At 68.0% G+C, this 25,557-nt stretch carries 28 protein-coding genes; 15 read left to right on the plus strand and 13 right to left on the minus strand.

Annotation, left to right across the window (positions count from 1 at the left end):
- Positions 1-197 (plus strand): hypothetical protein (locus AC1DS3_RS03720; RefSeq protein WP_477126714.1); only part of this gene is annotated, 197 nt, incomplete at its 5' end.
- Here the strand turns inward: AC1DS3_RS03720 and AC1DS3_RS03725 are convergent.
- Positions 187-1,320 (minus strand): metallophosphoesterase, encoded by a 1,134-nt coding sequence (locus AC1DS3_RS03725; RefSeq protein ID WP_441640238.1) that lies wholly within the window; start codon positions 1,318-1,320, stop codon positions 187-189. The genes AC1DS3_RS03720 and AC1DS3_RS03725 overlap by 11 nt on opposite strands.
- A gap of 216 nt (positions 1,321-1,536) precedes the next feature.
- Here AC1DS3_RS03725 and AC1DS3_RS03730 point away from each other — a divergent pair, with 216 nt between their 5' ends.
- Positions 1,537-1,692, plus strand: coding sequence for a hypothetical protein (locus tag AC1DS3_RS03730; RefSeq protein WP_441640239.1), 156 nt, complete (start codon positions 1,537-1,539; stop codon positions 1,690-1,692).
- A 28-nt stretch (positions 1,693-1,720) separates the two neighbouring features.
- Here AC1DS3_RS03730 and AC1DS3_RS03735 read toward each other — a convergent pair whose 3' ends face one another.
- The 3 genes from AC1DS3_RS03735 to AC1DS3_RS03745 all read right to left on the minus strand — a co-directional run bounded on the left by AC1DS3_RS03735 (position 1,721) and on the right by AC1DS3_RS03745 (position 4,703).
- Positions 1,721-3,079 (minus strand): MATE family efflux transporter, encoded by a 1,359-nt coding sequence (locus tag AC1DS3_RS03735; RefSeq protein WP_441640280.1) that lies wholly within the window; start codon positions 3,077-3,079, stop codon positions 1,721-1,723.
- Positions 3,080-3,110: 31 nt separating this feature from the next.
- Positions 3,111-3,647 (minus strand): winged helix-turn-helix transcriptional regulator, encoded by a 537-nt coding sequence (locus AC1DS3_RS03740; protein WP_441640240.1) that lies wholly within the window; start codon positions 3,645-3,647, stop codon positions 3,111-3,113.
- Between the two features lie 123 nt (positions 3,648-3,770).
- Positions 3,771-4,703, minus strand: coding sequence for a LysR family transcriptional regulator (locus AC1DS3_RS03745; RefSeq protein WP_477126715.1), 933 nt, complete (start codon positions 4,701-4,703; stop codon positions 3,771-3,773).
- A gap of 161 nt (positions 4,704-4,864) precedes the next feature.
- Here AC1DS3_RS03745 and AC1DS3_RS03750 point away from each other — a divergent pair, with 161 nt between their 5' ends.
- The 6 genes from AC1DS3_RS03750 to AC1DS3_RS03775 all read left to right on the plus strand — a co-directional run bounded on the left by AC1DS3_RS03750 (position 4,865) and on the right by AC1DS3_RS03775 (position 11,152).
- The gene (locus AC1DS3_RS03750) at positions 4,865-5,797 is read left to right on the plus strand and encodes an SDR family oxidoreductase (protein ID WP_441640242.1); all 933 of its coding nucleotides are present in this window, start codon (positions 4,865-4,867) and stop codon (positions 5,795-5,797) included.
- On the plus strand, positions 5,797-7,302 hold the full coding sequence (locus AC1DS3_RS03755; RefSeq protein WP_477126716.1) for an acyl-CoA synthetase: 1,506 nt from the start codon (positions 5,797-5,799) through the stop codon (positions 7,300-7,302). The genes AC1DS3_RS03750 and AC1DS3_RS03755 overlap by 1 nt, the downstream gene beginning before the upstream one ends.
- An 80-nt stretch (positions 7,303-7,382) precedes the next feature.
- On the plus strand, positions 7,383-8,360 hold the full coding sequence (locus tag AC1DS3_RS03760) for a Bug family tripartite tricarboxylate transporter substrate binding protein (RefSeq protein WP_477126717.1): 978 nt from the start codon (positions 7,383-7,385) through the stop codon (positions 8,358-8,360).
- A 129-nt stretch (positions 8,361-8,489) separates the two neighbouring features.
- A complete protein-coding gene (locus tag AC1DS3_RS03765; RefSeq protein WP_441640245.1) occupies positions 8,490-9,962 on the plus strand; it encodes a chloride channel protein in 1,473 nt (490 codons plus the stop codon).
- A 129-nt stretch (positions 9,963-10,091) separates the two neighbouring features.
- A complete protein-coding gene (locus tag AC1DS3_RS03770; RefSeq protein WP_477126718.1) occupies positions 10,092-10,388 on the plus strand; it encodes a hypothetical protein in 297 nt (98 codons plus the stop codon).
- Between the two features lie 95 nt (positions 10,389-10,483).
- A complete protein-coding gene (locus AC1DS3_RS03775; RefSeq protein ID WP_441640247.1) occupies positions 10,484-11,152 on the plus strand; it encodes a hypothetical protein in 669 nt (222 codons plus the stop codon).
- Between the two features lie 49 nt (positions 11,153-11,201).
- On the opposite strand, the gene dapB is transcribed toward AC1DS3_RS03775, so the two are convergent.
- Together dapB and AC1DS3_RS03785 are read right to left on the minus strand one after the other, a co-directional pair.
- Positions 11,202-12,011, minus strand: coding sequence for a 4-hydroxy-tetrahydrodipicolinate reductase (dapB, locus tag AC1DS3_RS03780; RefSeq protein WP_441640248.1), 810 nt, complete (start codon positions 12,009-12,011; stop codon positions 11,202-11,204).
- Positions 12,012-12,111: 100 nt separating this feature from the next.
- A complete protein-coding gene (locus AC1DS3_RS03785) occupies positions 12,112-12,561 on the minus strand; it encodes an Lrp/AsnC family transcriptional regulator (protein WP_174427647.1) in 450 nt (149 codons plus the stop codon).
- Between the two features lie 299 nt (positions 12,562-12,860).
- Between AC1DS3_RS03785 and AC1DS3_RS03790 the strand changes: the two genes are divergently transcribed.
- The 3 genes from AC1DS3_RS03790 to AC1DS3_RS03800 all read left to right on the plus strand — a co-directional run bounded on the left by AC1DS3_RS03790 (position 12,861) and on the right by AC1DS3_RS03800 (position 15,870).
- On the plus strand, positions 12,861-13,985 hold the full coding sequence (locus AC1DS3_RS03790) for a saccharopine dehydrogenase family protein (protein ID WP_477126734.1): 1,125 nt from the start codon (positions 12,861-12,863) through the stop codon (positions 13,983-13,985).
- Positions 13,982-15,502, plus strand: a complete 1,521-nt coding sequence (amaB, locus tag AC1DS3_RS03795; RefSeq protein WP_441640250.1) for an L-piperidine-6-carboxylate dehydrogenase — start codon at positions 13,982-13,984, stop codon at positions 15,500-15,502. The genes AC1DS3_RS03790 and amaB overlap by 4 nt, the downstream gene beginning before the upstream one ends.
- A gap of 137 nt (positions 15,503-15,639) precedes the next feature.
- Positions 15,640-15,870, plus strand: coding sequence for a hypothetical protein (locus tag AC1DS3_RS03800; protein WP_441640251.1), 231 nt, complete (start codon positions 15,640-15,642; stop codon positions 15,868-15,870).
- A gap of 94 nt (positions 15,871-15,964) precedes the next feature.
- On the opposite strand, the gene AC1DS3_RS03805 is transcribed toward AC1DS3_RS03800, so the two are convergent.
- The 6 genes from AC1DS3_RS03805 to hemA form a co-directional block, all read right to left on the minus strand.
- A complete protein-coding gene (locus AC1DS3_RS03805; RefSeq protein WP_459372122.1) occupies positions 15,965-16,582 on the minus strand; it encodes a UbiX family flavin prenyltransferase in 618 nt (205 codons plus the stop codon).
- A 7-nt stretch (positions 16,583-16,589) separates the two neighbouring features.
- Positions 16,590-16,901 carry a Grx4 family monothiol glutaredoxin gene (gene grxD / locus AC1DS3_RS03810; RefSeq protein ID WP_150985669.1) on the minus strand — a complete coding sequence of 104 codons (312 nt, stop codon included), beginning with the start codon at positions 16,899-16,901 and terminating at the stop codon, positions 16,590-16,592.
- Positions 16,902-17,032: 131 nt separating this feature from the next.
- The gene (prmC, locus tag AC1DS3_RS03815) at positions 17,033-17,950 is read right to left on the minus strand and encodes a peptide chain release factor N(5)-glutamine methyltransferase (RefSeq protein WP_441640254.1); all 918 of its coding nucleotides are present in this window, start codon (positions 17,948-17,950) and stop codon (positions 17,033-17,035) included.
- A gap of 124 nt (positions 17,951-18,074) precedes the next feature.
- Positions 18,075-18,401, minus strand: a complete 327-nt coding sequence (locus AC1DS3_RS03820; protein WP_477109587.1) for a hypothetical protein — start codon at positions 18,399-18,401, stop codon at positions 18,075-18,077.
- A gap of 224 nt (positions 18,402-18,625) precedes the next feature.
- Positions 18,626-19,708, minus strand: a complete 1,083-nt coding sequence (gene prfA, locus AC1DS3_RS03825; protein WP_477126719.1) for a peptide chain release factor 1 — start codon at positions 19,706-19,708, stop codon at positions 18,626-18,628.
- 127 nt (positions 19,709-19,835) lie between these two features.
- Positions 19,836-21,140, minus strand: a complete 1,305-nt coding sequence (hemA, locus tag AC1DS3_RS03830) for a glutamyl-tRNA reductase (protein WP_477126735.1) — start codon at positions 21,138-21,140, stop codon at positions 19,836-19,838.
- 253 nt (positions 21,141-21,393) lie between these two features.
- On the opposite strand from hemA, the gene AC1DS3_RS03835 reads away from it, so the two are divergent.
- Complete coding sequence (locus AC1DS3_RS03835; protein WP_441640257.1) at positions 21,394-21,630, plus strand: hypothetical protein; 237 nt, start codon at positions 21,394-21,396, stop codon at positions 21,628-21,630.
- Between the two features lie 60 nt (positions 21,631-21,690).
- Here the strand turns inward: AC1DS3_RS03835 and AC1DS3_RS03840 are convergent, their stop codons facing one another.
- On the minus strand, positions 21,691-22,458 hold the full coding sequence (locus AC1DS3_RS03840) for a 5'-methylthioadenosine/adenosylhomocysteine nucleosidase (protein ID WP_441640258.1): 768 nt from the start codon (positions 22,456-22,458) through the stop codon (positions 21,691-21,693).
- Positions 22,459-22,615: 157 nt separating this feature from the next.
- Here AC1DS3_RS03840 and AC1DS3_RS03845 point away from each other — a divergent pair, with 157 nt between their 5' ends.
- The 3 genes from AC1DS3_RS03845 to AC1DS3_RS03855 are packed head-to-tail and all read left to right on the plus strand — an operon-like array spanning position 22,616 to position 25,292.
- Positions 22,616-23,671, plus strand: coding sequence for a DUF2157 domain-containing protein (locus tag AC1DS3_RS03845; RefSeq protein WP_441640259.1), 1,056 nt, complete (start codon positions 22,616-22,618; stop codon positions 23,669-23,671).
- Positions 23,668-24,789, plus strand: a complete 1,122-nt coding sequence (locus AC1DS3_RS03850) for a DUF4401 domain-containing protein (RefSeq protein WP_477126720.1) — start codon at positions 23,668-23,670, stop codon at positions 24,787-24,789. The genes AC1DS3_RS03845 and AC1DS3_RS03850 overlap by 4 nt, the downstream gene beginning before the upstream one ends.
- A gap of 2 nt (positions 24,790-24,791) precedes the next feature.
- Positions 24,792-25,292, plus strand: coding sequence for a GDYXXLXY domain-containing protein (locus AC1DS3_RS03855; RefSeq protein ID WP_441640261.1), 501 nt, complete (start codon positions 24,792-24,794; stop codon positions 25,290-25,292).
- Positions 25,293-25,557 lie beyond the last annotated feature (265 nt).

Here is a 25,557-nt window from a genome sequence, read left to right on the forward strand (position 1 = left end):
CTCTTTTCGTGAAATCCCGAGGGGGTGTCGCCCCATCCGGCGCGCCTTTTTTGCCTACTTTTTTGGCAAGACAAAAAAGTAGGTCGCCGCCCCGCAGGGGAGGTGAAACTGCAGTTGAATTTGCAGTTAAGCCCTTGAATTTGAATTTGATTCTGCAGTTGCAGCTGATGTTGCACAACCCCTCATTCACTTCCTAACCAACCTCAACTTAGTAATCTCCGACGGCGCCCCAAACCGCTTGGGCGGCCCCCAATACCCGGTCCCCCTGCTCACATACACCCACATCGCTTCATGCCGGTTCAAACCGGCGGTATAAGGCTGCTGCATCGGCACGAACAGGTTCCAGGGCCAGAATTGGCCGCCATGCGTATGTCCGGAAAGCTGCAGGTCGAAGCCCGCGGTGGATGCCGCCGGCGCCGTGCGCGGCTGGTGCGCCAGCAGCACCCGCGCGGCTACCACCGCCGGGGCGCCATGCAGCGCGCGCGCCGGGTCGCTGCGGTGGCTTTCGTCGAAACGGTGGGCAGAAAAATCGGTCACGCCTGCCAGCACCAGCGCTTCCTCCTCTTCMCCGATCACCACATGCTCGTTCATCAGCACGCGCAGGCCCAGTCTGTTCAGCTCCGCGATCCACGGCTCGGCGCCAGCGTAGTACTCATGGTTGCCGGTGACAAAGTAGGTGCCATGGCGCGCCTTCAGGTCGCCTAGCGGGGCGGTGTGCCGGGACAGTTCGCGCACGGTGCCGTCGACCAGGTCGCCGGTGATGGCGATGGCGTCCGGGGCCAGCCCGTTGACGCGGGCGACGATGCGCTCCAGGTAGGCGCGCTTGATGGTGGGGCCAACGTGGATGTCGCTGATCTGCACGATGGTGAAGTCGTGCAGCGAGTCAGGCAGGCCGGCGATGGGGACTTCCACCTCGACCACCTGCGCCAGCCGCCGCGCATTGAAAAATCCCATCACGGTGACCAGCAGCGCCAGCACAGGCACCGCGGCGGCGGTGCGGGGCAGCAGCCATGCCGGGTGCCAGCCGGCCATCGCGCTCACCAGCAGCACGACGTCGCGCGCCAGCGTCAGTATTAGCAAGGAAGAGAAGAACCCCATGGCCAGCATGCCCATCCAGGTCAGCGCATCGGACCACGGTTGGTCCAGGCGCCGCGCCAGCAGGCCTGCGGGGATCAGCGGCCACGACAGCGTCAGCCACGCTACGGCCAGCGCCTTGATGGCGAAAGGCACAGGCATGTCGGGCAACAGGCGCAGCCCGATATAGCCGTGCAGCAGGCCAACCACGAGGGCGGCGACGAATACGGTGGTGCGAGGGGGCATGCCACCTCCAGGGTGTGAGAGTCGGGGCCGRATGCTTCCAGCATTGATATTGTTTTAGAGCATTCCGGCGACGCCGCGATGCCGCGATGCCGCGATGCCGCGACGCTGTGACAGTGTGGCGGGCATCCTGGAATTGTCGGCTCCGAGCCTCTTTTCCGTTTTGCGCATCGGAGGCGTACGTGAGGCCCCCGGCCCGCAGATTCAAGGGGCAAGACCGTGTTCGATGCGCAGCTCGCCGCGATCCAGGGGCAGGTCGATGTGTTGAACGGCACGGCAGTCCTGTACAAGTCGCTGGGCGATGGATGGCAGGCGGTGCCGGCCGAGGTCAGGGATGCCGGGCTGGGCAGCAACGCGCGCGCCGTGATGCGCTGAGCGGGCCGCGTGCGCCGCCCACGCAGGCTCAGCGCGCCGACCAGTTAGCGCCGCGCACGCCGAACGCCGTCACCACGCCGTAAGCGGTGATGCCCAGCGCCACGCCCAGGAAGTGCCCGTCCAGGCCCATGCCCGCGACGTTCGCCAGCAGCCAGCCGCCGCCGGCGGCCAGTGCGATGCGCGAGATGCCGGCCGCAATMGGCCAGCCCATGCGGCCCGCGCCCATCGACGCGAAATACAGCGCCATGCCCAGCCCGAAGCCGCCGAAGGCCGGTGCGACCCAGGACAGCGCGCGCGCGGCGATGCTTGCCACTTCGGCATCCTTGGTGAAGAACCCGGCAAAGGCATCCGGCGCCAGTCCCACCACCGCACCCACCGCGCCGGCCACCGCCAGCGCCATCAGCGCGCCGGCCCAAGCCGTGCGGCGTGCGGTAGCCCAGTCGCCGGCGCCGACTGCTCGCCCCACCAGCGCGGTGAGCGCGGAGCCCACGCCGAACGCCAGCGGGATCATCAGGAACTCCAGCCGCGCCGAGATGCCGTACGCGGCCACCGCGGCGGTGCCATAGTGGCGCAGCTGGGTGGTCACAAGGATCGTGGACAGGTTGGCCACCGAGGCCAGCGCGCAGGCCACCAGCCCCACCGACAGGATACGTGTGAACAGCGCGCGTGACGGACGGATACGCAGCATCGGCACGAACCCCGCGCCGCCCCGCAGCACCACCCAGGCCATGGCCAGCGCCGCCGCCCACGACACCGCTGCCAGCGACGCGCCAATGCCGGCCAGGCCCATGCCCACCGGCTCGGCCAGCGCCCAGGCCAGCACCGGGAAGGCGATCCACATCAGCGAGAGCACCCGCGCCGCCAGCGCATGGCGGCCACCGCCGCGCAGCACCGAAGCCAGCGTGTTGGCCAGCCAGGCCGGCACCGCGCCGGCGCCGAACAGCCAGACGGCATACGCGGCGGCCGCGTCCGCCGCGGTCTGCCCCGCGACCGCGCCCAGGATGCCACGCGGGAAGCCGGCCATCGCCACGGCAAACGCCAGCCCCGCCGTGACCGCGATGATGAGCGCGTGCAGCACCAGCGACGAGGCCTCCTCGCGCTTGTTGGCGCCCAGCGCGCGGGCGATGGCCGCCACCACGCCACCGCCCATGGCGCCGGTCGACATCTGCTGCAGCAGCAAGGCAAAGGGCAGCACTACCGCCCAGCCCGCCAGCGCCGCCGTGCCCTGGCGCGCCGCCAGCCAGGTCTCGATCAGTTGCGCGCCTGCCTGCAGGAAGGCGATCAGGCTGGTGGGCGCGGCCAGCAGCAGGATGCGGCGCATCAGTTCGCGCATCAGCGGGTGCGCGGGGGTGGCAATGGGTGCGGCTGCTGCTGCGGCTGACGCCATCGCGGCGCCGGCCATGGGATTGGCTTGCGGCTCATTCATGGCTGGACTCCGTCTTGCCTGTCAGTTGCTCGTCCGCGGCTTGCTGAGCGCCAGCGGCGCCAAAGCGCCGCCGCAAATAGCTGCCCGCGCCGGGGCCCGGAGCCACGCGCAGGTCGTCCAGCGTCAGCGGGCTGCCGTCCGGGCGGGCCAGCGCCGGCGCGGCGATCTCCGCGCCGGTGTGCTTGTCTTGCAGCAAGGTGAGCGGGCCGCGCTCGTCGGTCATCCAGCGGTCGGCCCAGGCCTTCAGCGCCACAAAGGCGGGGAAGAAGTCGCGGCCTTTCCCGGTGAGGTGGTAGACATGCCGCGCACCGTCGGGCGCCGGCACGCGCTCCAGCATGCCGTGTTCCACCAGCGTCTTCAGGCGCGCGCTGAGGATGTTGGGCGCGATGCCCAGGTGGCGCTGGAACTCGTCAAAGCGGGTGCTGCCGTAGAACGCCTCGCGCAGCAAAAGAATGGCCCAGCGCTCGCCCAGCACCGCCATCGAGCGGGCAATCGGGCAAGGCATGCTGGCAAAGTCGGTATGTCCCATGGTCTCCTCTCGCGCGGCTTGCAGGGTTGGCTTGGATTTTTACTTTCGTTTTGCAAGCCAGTTCGGCGCATCTTAACTTGCAATTTGAAAGTTTGCTGGCGCGCTGCAAGCGGCATGCGGGGACTACGGTGCGCACAAAGCGGCGCCGCCCGGGGCGCTGAAGACATCGAGCGCCGGAATCCGCTCGCGCAGGAAGTCGATCAAGGTGCGCGTGGCCATCGACGGATGCAGGTTGGGCGTGGTGATGATGTAGAGCCGGCTGCCCAATCCCTCCGGTTTCCATTCGGTCAGCACCGGCACCAGGCGGCCTTCGCGCACATCGTCCCAGCCGGCGTAGACGGGCAGCAGGCCCACGCCGTGGCCGTCGCGTACCGCGCGCATCAGGAAGGGGAAGTGCTCGGACTGCAGGTGCGGGCTTAGCTCCACCTCCTCGCGCTGCTCGCCGCGGTCGAGCGTGAGCACGAAGCGCCGGGCGGGGTAGGGCGGGCACAGGAACTGGCAGCGCGCCAGGTCGGCCKGGGTTTGCAGCGGGCCGTGGCGGGCCAGGTAGCCGGGCGAGGCGCAGAGCTGCCAGTCGATGGCGCAGATATCGCGCGCCACGTGGTCCAGCGGAGGCTGCGAAGTCACCTTGAGCGCCACGTCGATCTCCGCGGCGATCAGGTCCACCACGCGGTTGGCAAAGAACACCCGTAGCGAGATGCCGGGATGCTGCCCAGTGAATTCCAGCAGCAGCGGCGCGAGGAAGGTGTCGCCCAGCCCGGTCGGCACGCTCACGCGCACGTGGCCGCGCAGGGTGGTGCCCAGGCTGTCGATCTCCGCCTGGGCGGACGCCACTTCCTGCAGGATGCGCAGGCCGTGCTGGTACAGCGAGCGGCCCGCCTCGGTCAGCTCCAGCCGGCGCGTGGTACGGCGCAGCAACTGCGCGCCAGCCTGGTGCTCCAATTCGCGCAGCTGGCGGCTGACCTGCGAGCGCGTGACACCGCGCCGCCGCCCCGCCTCGGACAAATTGCCGGCTTCGACGATGTCGACGAAGGCCTGGATCAGGTTGAGGTCCATCCGGGAATCCATGGAGAATTGTCGCGTATGGCGCAACATTGTGAGTCGCTGCAAGGGAATTGTCGATGCCGGGAACCGGGGCTACAGTGGCCATGTCCTGCCGGATAGCCAAGGCGGGGCCAGGCAGGCGTGACGCCGCCCTAAAACAAGCAGGAGACACCATGTTCAAGAACGATCTTTTCGCCGGCCAGCGCGTGTTGATCACCGGTGGCGGCACCGGGCTGGGCCTGATCATGGCCGAGCGCCTGGCGGGGCTGGGGGCGGAGCTGCACCTGTGCGGGCGCCGGCTGGCGGTGCTTGACGAGGCCGCCGAGATGCTGCGCCACCAGCACGGCACCAAGGTCGTGACCCACGCGGTGGACATCCGCGACGCGGCTGCCGTCGACGCCATGATCGAGACCATCTGGACCCGGCACGGCCCGCTCGATTGCCTGGTCAACAACGCCGCAGGCAACTTCATCAGCCGCACCGAGGACCTGTCGCCCAACGGCTTTCACGCCATCTCCGACATCGTCTTCCGCGGTACTTTCTACACCACGCAGGCCGTGGGCAAGCGCTGGATCCGCGACGGCCATCCCGGCTCGGTCCTGTCCATCGTCGTGACCTGGGTCTGGACCGGCTCGCCCTTCGTGGTGCCGTCCGCCATGTCCAAGGCGGGCGTGGATGCCATGACCAAGTCTTTGGCCGTGGAGTGGGGCCGCCACGGCATCCGCTGCAACGCCATCGCGCCGGGCGTGATCCCCACCGAAGGCGCGGGCTCGCGCCTGCGTCCGCAGGACGCGCAGCAAGACGCGATGAGCGGCCAGAACCCCACGGGCCGCATCGGCCGGCCGCAGGACATCGGCAACCTGGCCGCCTTCCTGCTGGCTCGCGACAACTCGTGGATCAACGGACAGACCATTGCGCTGGATGGCGGCGACTACCTTGCCAACGGCGCTTATTTCAAGCAGTACCTGGATTGGGGCGATGCCGAATGGCAAGCCGCGCGCGAGCGCATCGCGGCCAGGAACGCCGCCGATCGTGCCGGGCGCACCGTCAACGCACCGGTCCCGACCAGCTCTACCACCAAGCCTAGCCAGGCTGGAGACAACTGATGGCCGCTGACCTCTTGTTTGAAGACATCCACCGTACCGGGGCCGAACTGAGCGAGCGTGGCGCGCGCCTGGCCGGCGGCTTGCGCGCGCTTGGCCTGGGCGAAGGCGACGTGGTCGCGGTGCTGCTGCGCAATGACCCGGTGTTTGCCGATATCGTGCATGCCTGCCGCACGGCCGGCACTTATTACTGCCCGATCAACTGGCAYTTCACCGCGGAAGAAATCCGCTTCCTGCTGACCGACAGCGGCGCCCGGGCCTTGATCGTCAGCGCCGACCTGCTGGACGGCGTGCGCGCGGTGGTGCCCGCAGGCGTACAGGTGCTGGCGGTGACGGCGCCGGGCCAGGACAGCCCCGCGGGCGCGACCGGCTATGAGCGCTGGCTTGCCGAGCAGCAGCCCTACGACGGCCCGCGGGTCGCGCCGCGCGGCCACATGGCCTACACCTCCGGTACCACCGGCCGCCCCAAGGGCGTGCTGCGCGCCGCGCCGCCGCTGGCCATGCTGGACGAGCAGCTTGCGCGCATGCGCTCGGTGGTGGCGCAGACCATGGGCATCGTGCAGGGCACGCGCGCGTTGATGGCCGCGCCGCTGTACCACAGCGCGCCGGGCGTGTTCATCCAGAATGCGCTGCAGCTCGGGGAGCGCCTGGTGCTGTGCGCGCGTTTCGATCCGGAGCAGGTGCTGGCGCTGGTGGAGAAGYACCGCATCGACGTGCTGTACCTGGTGCCGATCATGTATGTGCGCATGCTCAAGGTGCTGCCCGAAGTGCGCGCCCGTTATGACTTGTCCTCGCTGCGCTTTGTCGCCTCGACCGGGGCGCCGTGCGCGCCCGAGGTCAAGCGCGCCATGCTGGACTGGTTCGGCCCGGTGATCCACGAAACCTATGCTTCAAGCGAGGCGGGCATGATTACTGTGGCCACGCCGGCCGACGCCGTGGCCAAGCCCGGCACGGCGGGGCGCCCGGTCGACCAGGGCGAGGTGCGCATCCTGGATGAGCAGGGCGTTGCCTGCGCCCCCGGCGAGATCGGCCTGGTCTATGTGCGCCAGCCCGCCTACCCGGACTTCACCTATCGCAACAACGAGGCTGCCCGCCGTGCCATCGACCGCGACGGCCTGGTCAGCCTGGGCGACATGGGCTACCTGGACGCCGACGGCTACCTCTTCATCTGCGACCGCGCCTCCGACATGGTGATCTCCGGCGGCGTGAACATCTACCCGGCCGAGATCGAGCACGAACTGGTGCGCTATCCCGGCGTGGCCGACTGCGTGGTGTTCGGCGTACCGGACGACGAATACGGCGAGCGGCTGCTGGCCATGGTGCAACCGGTGGCGGGTGCCACGCTGGAAGAGGGCGCCATCATCGACTGGCTGCGCCAGCGCCTGTCMGGCTTCAAGGTGCCGCGCACCATCGTGGTGGAGGCGCTGCTGCCGCGCGACGATACCGGCAAGCTGGCCAAGCGCCGCCTGCGCGACAAGTACTGGGAAGGGCGCACGCGGCGGGTTTGAGCCGCACCGAGTACCGAGCATCGAGTGCTGAGTACCGAGTACCGAACACCAGACGTCAAGAAAACCAAGGAGACTACGCAATGCATAGCTGGAAAACCGGATGGCGCGCCTGGGCCGGCGCCGCCGTCTTCGCCTGCTCGCAACTGGCCGCTGCCGCCTATCCCGACCGCCCCATCAAGCTGGTGGTGCCCTACACGCCGGGCGGCTCCACCGACCAGTTCGGGCGCGGGCTGGCCGATGGCATGAGCCGCGTGCTCAAGCAGACGGTGGTGGTGGWGAACCGCCCCGGCGCCGCCACCATGATCGGCACGCAAAGCGTGGCGCGCGCACCCGCCGATGGCTACACCATGGTGCTTGCCACCAACGGCAGCATGGTGCTCAATCCCATGCTCTACAAGAAGATCGCCTACGATCCGCCGCGCGACTTCCGGATCTTCACCGTTGGCGCCGAGGCGCCGCTGGTGGTGGTGACCAACAGCCAGGTGCCGGCTGCAAATATCCGCGAGTTCGCTGCCTACGCCAAGGCCAGCGGCGGCAAGCTCAACTACGCCTCGGTCGGCCTGGGCAACGCGCTGCAGCTCGCTACCGAAATGCTCAAGACCGAGCTCGGGATTTCGGTCACCCATGTGCCGTACAACGGCAGCGCGCCGGCGCTCTCGGCGCTGCTCGCCAACGATGTGCAACTGATGGTGGACGTGGTCAGCACGTCGCTGCCCCACATCAAGGGCGGCAAGCTGCGCGCGCTGGCGGTCACCGGCCGCACCCGGCTGGAAGTGCTGCCCAATGTGCCGACCGTGGCCGAGAGCGGCTATCCCAACTTCCAGGCCGCAACCTGGTTCGGGCTCGCCGTGCCGGCGCAGACACCGCCGGACGTGGTGGAAAAGCTGCAGGCCGCGGCGGCGCAGGTCCTCAAGGATCCGCATTTCCGGGCGACCTTCAGCGCACTGGGACTGGTGATCCAGCCGCCGCGCACCCAGGCCGAGATCGACCGCTACATCGAGGCGGATCGCGAGCATTGGGGCAAGGTCATTCGCGCCAACAACATCAGCCTGGACTGAGCCAGGAGCCTCTGGCGCGCACCTTGCGCGCGGCATGCCTGGCGGCGATCGGCGTATAGTTCCATCACGCCGTGATGAATCCGGCCCTCGGGCTTGTCACGGCGTTTCTTCGCCCACGCCTGCCGCTCCATGAACGAAGTCACGCCAAATCGCAGCCAAGATCCCGAGCCGTCCGATCCTGACAACGTTCCCGGGCGGGGCTCCGAGCGCAACCGGCTGCGCGCGCTGCGCCGCCGCGCTCACATGGCCGCGGGCCGCAAATCGCGCCAGATGTGGCGTATCTCCCGCACCACGCTACGCTACGCCGTCTTCATGTGCGGCGCCGGCTGCGTAGCGCTGTTTTCCCTGATCTTCGCCTGGATTGCCGAGGTGGCCCTGCGCTGGAACGCGCACCTGACAGCGGCCACGCCCTGGCTGGCCTTCGTGCTGCTGCCGTTCGGGCTGGCCGCGCTGCGCTGGCTCACCATCCGCCTGGCGCCGCAGGCGCGCGGCAGCGGCATCCCGCAGGTAATTGCCTCATTCGGCCTGCCCCCGGCGGGGCCGGCGCAGACCCTGCTGGTGTCGTTCCGCCAGTCCATGTGGAAAGTGCTGCTGACCACCGGCGGGCTGCTGGCGGGCGCCTCCATCGGGCGCGAAGGGCCATCTGTGCAGGTAGGCGCCGCGGCCATGCTCGCCTGGGGGCGCTGGTGCCAGGAGAAGCTGCGCTTTCGCATCGGCTTTCATCCTAACGCGCTGATCGCCGCCGGCGCTGCCGGGGGCCTTGCCGCCGCCTTCAATACGCCGCTGGCGGGCGTGGTGTTCGCCATCGAGGAACTCGGCCGCGGCACTGCCGTGCGCTGGGACCGGCTGGTGCTGTCAGGGGTGCTGACCGCCGGCTTCCTCTCGCTGGCGATCCTTGGCAACAATCCCTATTTCAGCGTCAAGACGCCGATCCTCGCGCTGCACGATGCCTGGGGGCCGGTACTGCTGTGCGCCCTGGTCAACGGCACGCTGGGCGGGCTGTTTGCCAAGCTGCTGACCGGCGGCGTGCCCGCGCTGATGCCGGCACGGCTGCGTGCCTGGCCAATGCAGCATCCCGTGCAGGTGGCGTTCCTGTGCGGCCTGGTGGCCGCGGCGATCGGCTGGTCCACCGGGGGCGCCACCTTCGGCACCGGCTACGGGCAGGCCGCCGGCCTGATCAACGGTGAGCCGCACGCCACGTTGTGGTTCGGCCTGGCCAAGCTGGCGGCGACCGTGGTCTCGTATTTCGCTGGCATTCCCGGTGGCATCTTTACGCCGTCGCTGGCCATCGGTGCCGGCATCGGCGCCAATGTGGCGGACTGGGTCGGCCACCTCTTCGGCGGCATGGCCGAGCCACGCGTGCTGGCGCTGGTGTCGATGGCCGCCTTCCTGGCCGCCGCCACCCAGGCGCCCATCACCGCCAGCGTGATCGTGATGGAGATGACGCGCTCGCAGGACCTCACCTTGTTCCTGCTGGCGTCGTCGCTGCTAGCCTCGTTCCTGGCTCGCCAGTTCTGCCCGCACCCGTTCTATCACCAAGTGGGCCATGCTTTCCGGCGCGAGGCGCTTGCAGCCACACGGAAAGTGGCTCCCGCTACATAAGGAGAAGCCGTGGCCATGGTGCCCGGTGCCRCTTTGTCTTACCATGGGCGGCGCCCGGGCCATGCACCCGGCGCTGTGTACCGGCGGCACATGAGGATCCGCGCCGGCACGACGAACCGGGGAGCACAGATGGCCACAAAACGACCGCCAGGCAGTGACGGCGCACCACGCCCGCAGCCGCAGTCGCAGAGTCCGCGCAAGCCGCAGGGCAAGGAAGGCACTGCCTTGCGCGACCTCGGGCCGGACACCGTCTGGCACACGCGTGGCMTGCATGGCCATACCCGCCAGCGCGCGCCGTTACCGTCGTCGGCACGATCGCCACGGCGGCCGTTGCCGCCCAGCCGGGTGCCGCGCCTGCTGCTGTGGGGCTTGCTGCTGATGGTGCTGGCGGTGATGGCCAGCGCGGTGATGAATATGACGCATTAACCCCCGGCAGTGTGCTTGCATGCCATCTTGTGGCGGGTGGCAGGAACCACGCGCGTAGGGGGCGCTCCAATTTGGAGCTTATCTCAGGAGTCTGGATGAAATACCCCCTCGCCGGGCTGGCTGTTGCCAGCCTGCTGCTGATTTCGCCTTGGGCTGGCGCTGCCCCCAACGATGGTGCCGCCGACAAACTGGCGCCGATGATGGATAGCCTGGAGATCGGCAGCCCGCTGCCCACGCTGCCTGATTGCGCCGACAAGCGCACCCCTGACGGCCGCGACGTGACCGGCCTGTGCGTCGAAGTGCGTGGCGACGGCGTGATGCGCCAGGTTGGCGTGCCGCGCGACAAGCGGCCTGCCTTCATGGACGGTCCCCACGTGGTGGCCTTTGTCGACCGCAGTGCCCTGGTCGGGCTGATCGTGCCGACCGACGGCATCCGCTCCGAGAAAGCCGTGGTGGACAGCCTGACCGCGCGCTACGGCAAGCCCTTTCGTTCCGAGCAGGTGAAAATGAAAGACAAGGCCGGCCAGCCCATCACCAGTGTCCACGCCGGCTGGATGAAAAAGCCCCTGACCGTGGAGCTCTACGCCATTCCGGAGGATCCCAATACCGGCACCATCGAACTGCTGCTGCCCCAGGCCCGCGTCCTGATGGCCAACCAGGACAACGCGATGGCGCAACAGCTCAACCCCAAGGCGGCGTCCGCCCCGCAAGCGGCGCCCGGCGGCAAGGCCGCGGAAAAGAAGGGCAAGGAAGGCGGCTGGTAGCGTTTGTGGCGATGCGGTGCGCCGCGCGCCGCAAAGGCCCTCAAAGCCCTCAAAGCCCTTCCATCACCTTGTCCAGCCCGCGCACCAGCCCGGTCAAGGTATGCACCTTGCGGATCGCCAGCAGGGCGCCCGAGACATAGGGCTTGGAGCCGTCGCCGGACTCATGCTTCAGGTGCAGGCGCTGCCCGTCGGCGCCGAAGATCACCTCCACGCCCAACTGATAGCCCGGCAGGCGCACGGCGTGCACCTGGCTGCCGGACATCGTCGTGCCACGCGTCTCCTTCGGGCCCTTGACCTGGTCGATGGGCACCACCTGCTTGGCCTCGCGGACCTGTCCCAACCGATAAGCCAGCTCGCGCACGGTGCCGGAGGGCACGTCGATCTTGCCGGCCTTGGCGTAGTCGATGATTTCCCAGTGTTCCAGGTGGCGTGCGGCCATCTCTGCGAACTTCTGCAGCAGTACCACGGTAATGGCAAAGTTGCCACAGGCCAGCACGCCGCGCCCGGCCTGGCGCGCGGCGGCATCGATCTCGGCATAGTCCTCGTCGGATAGCCCGGAGGTGCCCACCACCACGTGCGCGCCCTTGGCCAGCGCCTGCAGGATGTTGCGCTTGGCAATGTCCGGCTTGGTGTATTCCACATAAACGTCGAAGGCGCCTTGCGCCAGCTCATCGATGCTGGCCACCGCCACGCCAGGCGTGCCCTTGTGCGCGGTCAGCGCCGCCAGGGCCTGGCCGGCCGCGCCGCGCGACAGCCCGGCCACCAGCGTCATGTCGTCCGCGTGCGCCACGCCGCGCGCCAGTTCGCCGCCGGCCCAGCCGGTCACGCCGCCTACGGCGACTCGAATGCGATTGCTCATCGTCTTGCTCTCCTGATCTGGATGGATTTCGGGGTGCCCAACTGCGCCGGGCTGGCTGCCAGGTTGTGCAGCATAAGCCTATTGCGCGCGCGCCGCTGGCTCAGCCCGCGGCGCGGCGCCGGTCGATCTTGCGCGCCAGCACGATCGAGGTGGTGGTGTGGTTGACGCCATCCAGCGCGCCGATTTCGTCCAGCAGCTTGTCCAGCCGGGCATGGGTGTCGCAGCGGATCACCGCCATGTAGTCCACCGGGCCGCTGACCGAGTTCAGCTCCTCGATTTCGGGAAAGCGCTGCAGCGCCCGTACCACCGCGGGCGCGCTCTTGGGCATCACCGACATGCCGCAGAACGCCAGGATAGCGTTGTCTTCCATTTCCTTGCCCAGCCGCACGCCGTAGCCGGCGATCACGCCATCGCGCTCCAGCCGCGCAATGCGCGCCACCACGGTGGTGCGGGCTATGCCGAGCTTGCGCGCGAGATTGGCGGCATTCTCTCGCGCGTTGGCCTGCAGCAGGGAGAGCAGGTGGCGGTCGGTCTGGTCGAGTTCGGTCATGGGCGGGCTAGGGGCGGCTAGAGGGGGCTAGGGGCGGCGGACAGGTCAAAAGCATGTGGTTCGTCGATTCGAACGTTTATCTTGCCGAATCGTTTGATTGTGAGGCCTTTTCGTCAATCTTGTTCCTTCATTCTGACTGTGCCCGCAACCATACTTCAGCCATGGCCGCACTCCGCTGAACCACTTCCACGAGGGACATCATGACCTGCATCACGCCAACCGGCCATCTCGACCAAACTGGACGGAACACCCAAGCCGGGCCGCCCGCCGCCCCGGTTCGTCAAGGCAGGCAGACGCCGATGCACGTGGTCGTGCTGGGCGCGGGCAAGATCGGCCGCACCATCGCCGTCATGCTGCATCAGAGCGGCGACTACCGCGTGACCCTGATCGACCGTGAGCCCACCCATCTCGAGGGCGTGCCGGAGGGCATCGCCGTGCGCGTCGGCGACCCGGACCAGACCGAGGATTGCGCCGGGCTGCTCGGCGGCGCGCAGGCCGTGCTCAACGCACTGCCATTCCATGCCGCGGTCGGCGTGGCCACGGTAGCGGCCAGGCTCGGCGTGCATTACTTCGACCTGACCGAAGACGTTGCCGCCACCCACGCCATTCGCCGCGTGGCCGAGGGCGCGCGCTCTGTGCTGATGCCGCAATGCGGGCTGGCGCCCGGCTTTATCGGCGTGGTCGGCAATGACCTCGCCCAGCGCTTTCTGCGCGGCGGCGGCGAACTGCTGGACCTGAAGATGCGCGTTGGCGCGCTGCCGCGCTACCCGAGCAATGCGCTCAAGTACAACCTGACCTGGAGCACCGAAGGCCTGATCAACGAATACTGCAACCCTTGCGAGGCCATCGTCAACGGCCGCCGCGTGGAAGTGCCGGCGCTGGAAGGGCTGGAGAGCTTCGCGCTGGACGGCATCGAGTACGAGGCCTTTAATACGTCAGGAGGGCTTGGCACCTTGCCCGAGACGCTGGCGGGCCGGGCGCGCGACGTGGACTACAAGTCGATACGCTATCCCGGCCACTGCGCGGTGATGAAGCTCCTGCTCAACGATCTGCGCCTGCGCGAGCGCCGCGACTGGATGCGGGAGATCTTCGAGAGCGCGATTCCCGCCACGCAGCAGGACGTGGTGATCGTGTTCGCCAACGCCACCGGCTATGCCGCCGGCGTTGGCAAGKGCGGGCGCGGCCCGCTGACCCAGGCGTCGTTCTCGGTGCGCATCGGTGGCGCGCAAACGGCTGACGGCCACGTCAATGCGATCCAGCTCACCACGGCGGCCGGCATCTGCACCGCGCTGGACCTGGTTGCCAATGGCGAGCTGCCACAGGCCGGCTTCATTGCGCAAGAGGCGATGCCCCTGGACGTTTTCCTGGCCAACCGTTTTGGCCGACACTACACCCGTCATCCGCTTCAAGAGGCAACGGTATGAAAGCAAAGGAATTCGCGGCCTGCTGGCAGGCCATCGGGCTGACGCCGCCGTGGCGCGGCGGCGAAGGCCCCACCGGCGCCTTGCCGGTGCGCTCGCCGATCGACGGCGAGGCATTCGGGCACCTGCCCGCCTGCAGCCTTGCCGAGGCCGATGCGCGCATCGAGCGCGCCCGCGTAGCGCAAGCCAGCTGGGCGCTGGTGCCCGCGCCAGTGCGTGGCGAGGTGGTGCGGCGCTTTGGCGAAGTGCTGCGCGAACACAAGAAGCATCTTGGTGAGCTGGTTTCGCTGGAGGCCGGCAAGATCCTGCAGGAAGGGCTAGGCGAGGTGCAGGAGATGATCGACATCTGCGACTTCGCCGTCGGCCTGTCGCGCCAGTTGCATGGCCTTACCATCGCCTCCGAGCGGCCACAGCATGCAATGCGCGAGACCTGGCATCCCTATGGCCTGTGCGGCGTGATCTCGGCCTTCAACTTTCCCGTGGCGGTCTGGGCCTGGAATGCGGCGCTGGCGCTGGTGTGCGGCAATGGCGTGATCTGGAAACCGTCGGAGAAAACGCCCCTCACCGCGCTGGCCATGCAGAGCTTGCTTGACGGCGTGCTGGAGATTGCCGCGCCACAGCACGTTGGTATCGCCACCGTGCTCGCGGGCGGCCCGGCGCTGGGCCAGCATCTGGTGGAACACGCCGCTGTGCGGCTGGTGAGCGCCACCGGCTCCACCCGCATGGGCCGCGCCGTGGGCATCGCTTGCGCCGAGCGGTTCAAGCGCGCCATCCTGGAACTCGGTGGCAACAACGCCGCGATCGTCGCGCCCTCGGCCGATCTCGAACTCGCCGTGCGCGCCATGACCTTCGCGGCGGCGGGCACGGCCGGGCAGCGCTGCACGTCGCTGCGCCGCGCCTTCGTGCATGTCGATGTGCTGGAGGCCGTCACCACGCGCCTGATCCAGGTGTTCGGCCGCCTGCCGGTGGGCGATCCGCTGGCCGAGACAACGCTGGTCGGTCCGCTGATCGATGGCGCCGCGGGTGCCGCCATGGCCGCCGCGCTGCTGCGCTGCCGCGGGCATGGCAACATCGTGCACGGCGGCGAGCGCGTGCTGGCAGAAAAGTACCCCAATGCCGAGTACGTGCGGCCCGCGCTGGTGCTGACCGATCGCCAGCACGAGACGATGCTGAGCGAGACCTTCGCGCCGATTCTCTACGTGATGCCGTACACCAAGCTGGACGAAGCCATCGCGCTGAACAATGCGTCGGAGCATGGCTTGTCGTCCTGCATCTTCACCGAGTCGCTGCGCGAGGCGGAACGCTTCATGTCGGCAAGCGGCAGCGATTGCGGCATTGCCAATGTGAATATCGGCACCAGCGGGGCGGAGATTGGCGGTGCGTTCGGTGGTGAGAAGGCGACTGGCGGCGGGCGTGAATCCGGCTCGGACGCCTGGAAGGGGTATATGCGGCGCGCTACCAATACCGTGAACTATGGGGATACGCTGCCGTTGGCGCAGGGGGTGCGGTTTGAGGTTTGAGGCCCGAGTCCTTTACGTTCATCCAAACGTTGCGATTCGTAACAAGGGTTACAGCAGGTTGACCCTGTATTACTAAACCGCCCCGTATAACGTTCTTATGGCTAAACCAAGGCTAAACAAGCCACAAGGACGATGAGATGAAGACGTTGATGTTGGGACTCGCGATGGTTGGCGCCGCCATGCTTGGCGGATGTGCGGTCTACCCGGCTTATCCCGGCTACGGCTATGGGGGCGCAGAGGTCGCAGTGGCACCGGCGCCGGTCTATGCTGCGCCGCCGGTGGTGGTAGCCCCTGGCTTCTACGGTGGCTACTATGGCTATCGCGGCGGCTACTATGGCGGCGGCCGCCGCTATCGCTACTGGCGTTGAAGCGAGAGCGGTTGCACGGGCTGACACGGGCTGACACGGGCTGACACGGGCTGACACGGGCTGACACGGGACAGAGCGAGGTTAACCGCGTTTGTCAGGCCTGGCCGTTGAGTCCAGCCCAGCTCGGCGCCAGCGTTTGCGGCACGTCGATCAGGTCCAGTACGCGGCCAACCGTGTGGTCGACCAGTTCCGCCACGCTTTGCGGCTTCTGGTAGAAGCCGGGCACCGGGGGAAAGATGATGCCGCCCATCTCGGTGACGGCGGTCATGTTGCGCAGGTGCGCCAGGTTCAACGGCGTTTCGCGCACCATCAGCACCAGCTTGCGGCGCTCCTTGAGCGTGACATCCGCGGCGCGGGTGATGAGATTGTCGGACAGGCCATGCGCCACGGCCGCGAGCGTGCGCATGGAGCAGGGCGCCACCACCATCGCATGGGCGGCAAAGGAGCCGCTGGCAATGGTGGCGCCGATATCGCGCACGTTGTGGACCACCTGGGCAAAGGCTTCCACCTCGGCCTTGCTGATGTCGAGTTCGTGCTGCAGGTTCATCACGCCCGCCGCCGAGATCAGCAGATGGGCCTCCACGCCAGGCGCGGCGCCCAGTATCTGTACCAGGCGGACCCCATAGACCGCGCCGGTGGCGCCGGTGATCGCAACGACGATGCGCCGCGGCTTGCCTTCACCCGCTGCATCCGCTGCACCCGCTGCGGTCATGTCGCGCTCAGGCCTTGAGCAGCGATTGCAGCTCGCCGTTCTGGTACATCTCCATCATGATGTCCGAGCCGCCGACGAACTCGCCATTCACGTAAAGCTGCGGAATGGTCGGCCAGTTGGCGTAAGTCTTGATGCCTTGGCGGATGCCGTCGTCTTCCAGCACATTGACCGTGGTCGGTGCGTCGACGCCGCAGGCCTTCAGGATCTGGATCGCACGGCCGGAGAAGCCGCACATCGGGAACTGGGCGGTGCCCTTCATGAACAGGACCACCGGGCTGCCCTTGACGATCTGGTCGATCTTTTGCTGCACGTCACTCATGATGTCTCTTTTCAGTTGCTCGCGGTGCAGGCACTGGCCGGCGCCGCTATCGGGAAATCGGAAAGGGCGAGCGTGATGCGCGCGCCTTGTTGCAATCAAGTATTTGATTTTACCGGAATCGGCTGCCGGCTTCAGGCGGCCGCCCCGGACTGCGCTGGCAGGCGAGCCGCGCTGCAGCGTTCGTGGCCGGCCAGGTCGCGCGCGGTAAAGATCTCGGCCATGCCGGCGGCGGCCAGCAGGTCGCGGGCAGCCTGGCCTTGGTCGTAGCCGTGCTCCATCAGCAGCCAGCCGCCCGCATGCAGGCGCGCGGCGGCCCCGGCCACGATCGCACCCAGGTCCGACAAGCCATCGCCATGATCGGTCAGCGCATCGATCGGCTCGAAGCGCAGGTCGCCCTGGCCCAGGTGCGGGTCCGCGGCGGCAATATAGGGCGGATTGCTCACGATCAGGTCGAAGCGCAGGCCAGCGGGCAGCGCGGCGTACCAGTCGGAGGCAAGAAAGCGCACATTGCCGGCGCCCAGGGCGCGCGCGTTGTCTTGCGCCACCTGCAGCGCGCCGGGCGAGATATCGGTCGCCCAGACCTCGGCGTCGGGCCGTTCGCAGGCCAGCGTGACGGCCAGCGCGCCTGAGCCGGTGCCCATGTCGAGCACCCGGGGGGCAGCCAGCGGCGCCAGCAGCTTCAGGGCCGCTTCCACGGCGATTTCGGTGTCCGGGCGCGGAATCAGCACATCCGGGGTCACGCGGAAGGCGCGCCCGAAGAATTCCCGCTCCCCCAGCAAGTAGGCTACCGGTTCGCCGCCCAGGCGGCGCCCGAGCAAGGCGGCCACGCTGTCGCGCTGGGCCGGGGCAAGCGTTTCGTCGTCGCGCGTGATCAGCTGGGTGCGGGTGAGCCCGGTGACGTGGCTGACCAGCAGGCGCGCCTCCAGCGCTGGCAAGCCGGCTGCCGCAGCCACGGCCAGGGCGTCGCGTACCGTGGCCGTCTCAGGCAGTGAGACCGGCGCGGTGGCATTGGGGCTGGGGCAGGTGGCGATGGACGTGGTGCTGGGCATGGATCGGGCAAAAAAACAAAACCCCGCCGGGAGGTGCCCTGACGGGGTTTGCAGTGTAACGCGCTTGCCTGGGCGGCGGTGCCTGGCCGCGATGCGCCAGTTTCTTGCCGCCGTGGCGTGCGAATTACTTGTTGACGGCGTCCTTGGCTTTGTCCGCGCTGGCGTTGACAGCATCCTTGGCGGCGTCCTTCGCCTTTTCCATGGCATTGCCGGCATCGACCTTGGCCTTTTCGGCGGCAGCGGAAACGTCGGCAGCCGCGCTGCTGGCAGCGGACTTGGCGGCATCGGCGGCATTGCTGGCGGCGGATGCGGCGTCGCTGGCGGCGGCCTTGGCGGATTCAGCRGCGCTTTGCATGGCGCTCTCGGCGCTCGGCGTGGCGGGGGCTTCTTCCTTCTTGCTGCAGGCAGCCATGGCGGCGGTGATCATCAACAGCGCGAGCAATTTCTTCATGATTTCGTCCTTTTGTCCGTTTTCGAGTGGCGACACGCCGACCTCTGTATGGTGGCTCGGTCGGAATCGATTATAGACAGCGGAAAATGGCACGCCAGTGCTGTTGCAAGCATTTACAACAGATACAAAGGTTTTCGTTCAGAAATCGCGATTTATGCAGTGCGATCCAAAAATCTGCCTTAATGACCGGTAATTCGTCGCAATAACCTGCTAATGCCAAGCGATTAATGCCCTTCGCCCAGTGCCGCCAGTTGATCCGCCTGGTGTTCCGCGGACAAGGCGGACAGGAGCTCGTCGAGATCGCCGTCCATGATCATGTCGATCTTGTAGAGCGTCAGGTTGATACGGTGATCCGTCACGCGCCCCTGCGGGAAATTATAGGTGCGGATACGATCACTTCTGTCGCCGGTGCCGATCAGGTTGCGCCGGGTGCTGGCTTCTTTCGCCTGGGCGGCGCGCAGCTTCGCGTCCATCAGCCGGGCCGCCAGGACCTTCATGGCCTTGTCCTTGTTGCGGTGCTGGCTGCGGTCGTCCTGGCACTCCACCACGATGCCGGTGGGCAGGTGGGTCAGGCGCACGGCCGAGTCGGTCTTGTTGACGTGCTGGCCGCCGGCGCCGGAGGCGCGGAAGGTATCCACACGCAGGTCCGACGGATTGATTTCCACCTCGGTCACCTCGTCGGCCTCGGGCATGACTGCCACCGTGCAGGCCGAAGTGTGGATGCGCCCCTGGGCCTCGGTGGCTGGCACGCGCTGCACGCGATGGCCGCCGGATTCGAACTTCAGCCGGGAAAAGGCCGCATCCCCGGCGATCCGGATGATCACTTCCTTGTAGCCGCCCAGGTCGGACGCCGATTCGCTCATCACCTCCACCTGCCAGCGCTGGCGCTCGGCATAGCGTGTGTACATCCGCATCAAATTGGCGGCGAACAGGGCGCTCTCCTCGCCGCCGGCACCCGCGCGGATTTCCAGCAGCAGGTTGCGGTCGTCGTTGGGATCCTTGGGCAGCAGCAATGTCTGCAGGCTGCCTTCCAGCGTTTCCAGCCGCTCGCGGGCCGCGGTGATCTCATCGGCCGCGAACTCCTTCATCTCGGGATCGTCCAGCAGCGCTTGCGCGGTGGACAGGTCTTCCTGTGCCTGGCAGTACTGCGCATATTGTTCGGCCACCGGCGTCAGCTCGGCGTGTTCGCGCGTGAGCTTGCGGTACTGGTCGATCTTGGCGGTGGCATCTYCGCGCGCAAGCAGGGCGTTGACTTCGTCGAGTCGCTCGGACAATTGGTCGAGCTTGGCAAGCATGCTGGCTTTCATGGGGGTCCGAAGGGGCGCGGTGAAACGGGTGGAGGCGGATGTTGCTGCTGGGATGCGTGCGGGGCAATGGCCGCTGGCAACGCAAAGCTGGCCGCGCGCAGGACACGCACGGCCGAGGCGAGCGCGGCTAGCGCTCGGAGTGGCTGCTGTGGCGGAACAAGCCCGGCACCAGCCGCAGCAAGGTCTCGCGGTCGTCGCCCTGGGTGTGGTTCAGGGCGTGGGTCGGGCCGTGCAGGAATTTGCGGGTGAGCGCGCCGGACAGGGCTTCGAGCACGGCTTGCGGGTCGTCGCCGCGCGCCAGCATGCGGCGCGCGCGCTCCAGCTCAGCCTGGCGCATGGCCTCGCCCTGCACCTGCAGTTCGCGGATGACAGGCACCACGCTGCGGGTTTCCAGCCAATGCATGAAATTCTGCACGCGGCTTTMGATGATGGCTTCCGCCTGGGCCACGGCGGCCTGGCGCATGGCATTGCCCTCGCGCACGATGGCGCCGAGGTCGTCCACGGTGTACAGGAAGACGTCGTCCAGACGCGCGACTTCGGGCTCCACGTCGCGCGGCACGGCCAGGTCCACCATCATGATGGGGCGGTGGCGGCGCAGCTTGACGGCGCGTTCCACCGCGCCCAGCCCGATGATGGGCAGGGAGCTGGCGGTGCATGACACCACGATGTCGAACTCATGCAGGCGCGCGCCCAGGTCCGACAGGCGGATGGCCTCGGTGGTCAGGCCCTGGCCGGCGAGCTGCTCGGCCAGCCGCTCGCCACGCTCCACGGTGCGGTTGGCCACCACGATCTGGCGCGGCGTTTGCGCCGCGAAGTGCGTGGCGCACAGCTCGATCATCTCGCCCGCGCCGATGAACAGCACGCGCTGGGTCGAGACGCTTTCAAAAATCCGCTGGGCSAGSCGCACCGCGGCGGCAGCCATGGATACCGAATGCGCGCCGATCTCGGTCTGGCCGCGGACTTCCTTGGCCACCGCGAACGTGCGCTGGAACAATTGGTTCAGGTAGGTGCCCAGCGCGCCGGCTTCACCGGCGGTGCGCACTGCATCCTTCAACTGGCCCAGGATCTGGGTTTCGCCCAGCACCATCGAGTCCAGCCCGCTGGCCACGCGGAAGGCATGGCGCACGGCTTCGGACTGCGGCAACGAGTACAGGTGGGGAGCGAGTTCGCCGGCCGGCACGTTATGGTGCTGCGCCAGCCAGCGCAGCGTGTGCTCGAAGCCGTCCGAACCCGACAACAGCACATCGGTGGCGCAATAGATCTCGGTGCGGTTGCAAGTGGAAAGGATGGCGGCTTCGGTGCCATTCTTGCCGGCCAGGTGGGTGCGCAAGGCGCCCAGGGCGGGTTTGATCTGCTCAAGCGGAAACGCCACTCGCTCGCGCAGCGAGACGGGCGCCGTGGTGTGATTGATACCGATCGCGAGCAGTTGCATGGTGGGGAGCATGTCTCTCTGGCCGGGCTCCGGGCGGCGGCTTTGCTGGCCGCAGCGCGGGAGTCAGGTGCAATCCGGGCATGAATTCAAGCGCGGATTCCGGCGCAAAGCGCCGCCGAACCGGGCTACATTATACCGCCCGGCGCGGATCTTGCCGGAGCGCGGTCGGGTTTACCATATTGCTACAGCCACGCGCGGTGCCTGGCGGGCCTTCCCAGGCAGCGCGCCAGATTCAGATAATCGGGAGAATGTGATGTTGGGTATGCTGGTGGTAGGGGTGCTGGTTGGACTGGCGGCGCGGTGGCTGCATCCCGTGGGCCGGGTTAGCCTGCTGGCCGCAGTGGTGTTCGGTGCACTGGGCGCGCTAGCCGCGTTTTACGGCGGCCGTGGGCTGCACTGGTTTGTCGACGGGCAGATGGCGGGCTGGTTCGCGGCCATCCTGGGCGCGGCCGTGCTGGTTGGGGTCGGGGGCGTGGCCAGGGGGCGGTGAGATTGAATGCATGCCTCACAATCTCGAACCCGAATTAACGCCAACGCCGCTTTGGTCTGGTTACCCGCGCTGCTCCAGGAACCGTCTCAAAACGCCGCTCGAATAATGGCTGGCCACGTCGGTCAGAAACGCCGCAAAATCCACGTGCGCGGTATCGTCGGCCCGATCCGATAGCGTGCGCATCACCGCATGCCGCACGCCATACTCATGGCAAACCTGTGCTACCGCGGCGCCTTCCATTTCCACCGCCAGCACGCCAGGCAAGCGCTCGCGCAAATCGGCCGCGGCGGCGGGGGAGCCGATGAACTGGTCGCCGCTGGCGATCATCCCCATATGCAGCCTGGGCGCGCTGACCCCGAAGCGCGCAAGCACGCTGGCCGGGACGGAGGTCGGMAGGTCATCACGCAGGTAGCCTGCCACGGCCTCGCGCAGCGCGGCGGTAAGCGTCGGATCGGTGGGGAATTCAGCGCGCTCCAGCAGCGGCACCTCGTGCCGGGCAAAAAACGGCCGCGCGTCCAGGTCGTGCTGCAGAGTGCGGTCTGCCACCACCACATCCCCGACCCGCGTCTCGGCCCCGATGCCGCCGGCCAGGCCGGTGAAGACGATCTCATCCACGCCGAACTCGCGCACCAGGGTGACCGTGGTAGCCGCCGCCGCCACCTTGCCCATGCGCGCTAGCACCAGCACGCAGCGCTGGCCGTAGAGATGGCCAACGTGATAGTCGCGCATGCCGATTGTCTGCACGGTGGCGCGGGCATCATCGTGGCGCATGGCGGCGATCAGGCCGTCGACTTCATCGTGGATGGCGGCGAGGATACCAAGGGTCATGGCGGGGTGTGGCTGGATGGGAGAAACGCACAGCATACCGGGCCGGGGCAAGGCGGCAAAGCAGCGCTGTTGCATGCTCCCGCTCACGCAAGGAAAGCTGCGCAGATGGCGGCGCCTTTGCTACAGTGCGCTGGCGTATCCATCACATGGAGCATAGATGCAGGCAACCACAACGCAGGGCTTTCAAGACCGRCGGGCAGCGCGCCAGGCGCTGGCAGACTGGCGCGAGCAGGGCGTGCTCGGCGCCGACGGCGTGGCCGCCAGCTGGCCAGGGACCGAGCCCGACGCGGCGCAGTGGCGGACCTGGCTCGATCGCACATTGCTCATGCTGGGCGCCGCGCTGCTGTGCGCCGGCGTGATCGTGTTCTTCGCCTTCAACTGGCAGGACCTGCACAAGTTCGCCAAGTTTGGCCTGCTGGCCGGGGCGCTGACCCTGCTGGCGGGATTCGCCTGGCTGCGCCCGGCCACCGACATGGCGGGGCTGGCGGCGCTCTGCGGCGCCCAGGTGGTGGCCGGCGTGCTGCTGGCCGTGATCGGGCAGGTCTACCAGACCGGCGCCGACGCGTGGCAGCTGTTCGCCCTGTGGGCACTGCTGGCGATCCCATGGGCGCTGGCCGCGCGCGCGGCGCCGCACTGGTGGGTGGTAATCGTGCTGGCCAATGTAGCGCTGCTGCGGTATTTCAGCGTGCGCCTTGGCGTGGGCGGCATGTTCGACCTGCTGTTTGGCGCGGCTGGCGAGCGGGCCACCACGCTCTCGCTGCTGGCGGCCACGCTGTTGCAACTGGTGCTGTGGTTCGCGCTGCGCGCTGCGGCGCCGGCCTACGGCTTTCGCGGGCTGGCCGGCGCACGCATCCTTGCCACGCTKGCGTGCGCCTACGCCGGCTGGCTCGGCCTTGCCAGCCTCCTGCACAACCACTTCGATCTCGCCATGTTCGGCGTGGCCATGCTCACGCTGGGCGGGCTGCTTGCGTGGTTCCGGCTGCGGGCGTTCGATGTGGTGGCGCTCAGCCTGGCCAGCTTCTCGGTCATCGTGCTGCTGGTGACCGGGGTTGCCCGGCTACTGCTGGAGGGCAACCGGGACGCGTTCGGCGCCTTCCTCATCCTCGGGCTGCTGACCATCGGCCTGTCCGCGGCGGCGGCGGCTTGGCTGCTGCGCGCCTATCGACACCACGGGCAAGCCCAAAGCGGCGCGCCCAACGGAGAGCCGGCATGACCAGCGACCGTCACGTTCACATAGTACAAAGGTTGTGGCAGGACCTGGCCGCGCGCGGCTTGGTGCAAGGGCAGCCGCTAGCCGCACAAGGGCGCACGCCATGGGCCGTCAGGCTGCTGATGGGCCTCGCGGGCTGGCTCGGCGCCGTGTTCTTCCTCGCCTTCCTGCTCGGCTCGGTCTTTGTGGCCGCGCGCGACAACGCCACGGCAATGGCGCTCTGCGGCGCCGCCATGATCGCGCTGGCGGCGGTGCTGTACCGGCGCCGCGCGGGTGCCACCGCGCTCGAGCAATTCGCGCTGGCTGTCAGCCTTAGCGGCCAGGGTCTGCTCGTGTACGGCGCGAGCCAGGCCTACGGCGGCAGCCGCCTGCTCGAATCGGCCGCCTTCTGGGGCGCGCTCGCGCTGCTGGAGGCCGTGCTCTATGTGCTGGTCAGCAACCGGCTCCATCGCTTCCTGGCCGCGCTGGGCCTATGGACCTGCGTGGCACTGGCGCTCCACCTGGCCATGACGCCTGGCCTGCGCCACGTCTGGCAAGCCATGAGCTTCTCGCTAGGCTGGCTCGCGCCGTTCGCCATGACACTGCTCRCCGGCTTCGTGCTGGCGGAAGGGCGGCTCTGCGCCGCCGGGCTGCACAGCTGGATCGAGCCGGCCGCGGATGCCACGCTGCTGTTCGCACTGGGCGCGGCCCTGGTGGTGACCGGCCTCAGCCAGCCTCAGGCACTGCTGTTCGACGCCGACACCGGGCGCCACGCCGGCAACTACTGGATGGCCGGCGCGCTGTTTGGCGTGGTGCTCGCCGCGTTTGTCCTTGCCGAAGCAGGCCGGCTGCGGCTAAGCCCGGCGGTGCGGGGCACCGCGCTTGTCGGCGCGGTGCTGTTCAGCGCCTTGCTCGCCGGTGCGCCGGCGGTCGCCGCCGCCGCCCTCGCGCTCGGCCTGGCGCTGCGCCGCGGCTCGCTGCCCTGGCTGGGCCTGGCCGTCGCCGCGCTCGGCAGCGGCTTCATCTGGTACTACAGCGCGCTGCATTGGACGCTGCTGATCAAGTCCGCCACGCTCGCCGGTGCCGGCATCGCCGTGCTGCTGCTGCGCATGGCGCTGCGTCGTGACGGCGCAAGGAGATAAGCATGAAACGCTGGATACTGTTGGCATGGGTGCTCACGCTCGGGCTGGCTGCCTTCGCCATCACCGGCAAGGAACGGCTGCTGGCGCATGGCGACACCATCTACCTGCGCCTGGCGCCAGTCGATCCGCGCTCGCTCATGCAAGGCGATTACATGGCGCTGAACTTCGCCATCGCCGAGTCCATCCGCCAGGCAGGCAAGCTGCAAGGCATCGAGCCCGCCCGCGAGCAAGTTGCCGTGATCCGCCGCGACGCACGCGGCGAAGCCGCCTTCGTGCGCCTGTACACGGGCGAGGCACTGGCCGGCGGCGAGCARCTGCTGCGCTTCCAGAACGTGCCGGCCCGCTGGGGCGGCGTGCAGGCGCAGGTGTCCACCGATGCGTACTTCTTCCAGGAAGGGCAGGGGGCGCGGTTCGAGAAGGCGCGCTATGGCGAGTTCCGCGTCGGGCCGGATGGGCAGGCGCTGCTGGTGGGGCTGCGGGGGGAGGATTTGGGGGCGTTGTGAGTGGGGGCGGTTGCCGTCGGCATGCCGCTGTGCGCCAACCATGATTGGATTGGCTGGAACATCAGAGCCGATTCACATTGCTGTGTTGTGTGACGGCCTGCTTGATGGCGCTCGCAGATGCCGGAGGCCCGACGCAATGCGCGCGCTGGTTGCAAGCCCGCGCCCTTTTGTATCTTCCTCGTTCAACACAGGTAGAGTGGCGTATCTGGCGCTTCGCATCGCCTGGCCCTAGCCTGTGATCTGTCCATCTCCGATGGACCCCAAA

This window comes from Cupriavidus sp. 01L46 (assembly GCF_056399905.1).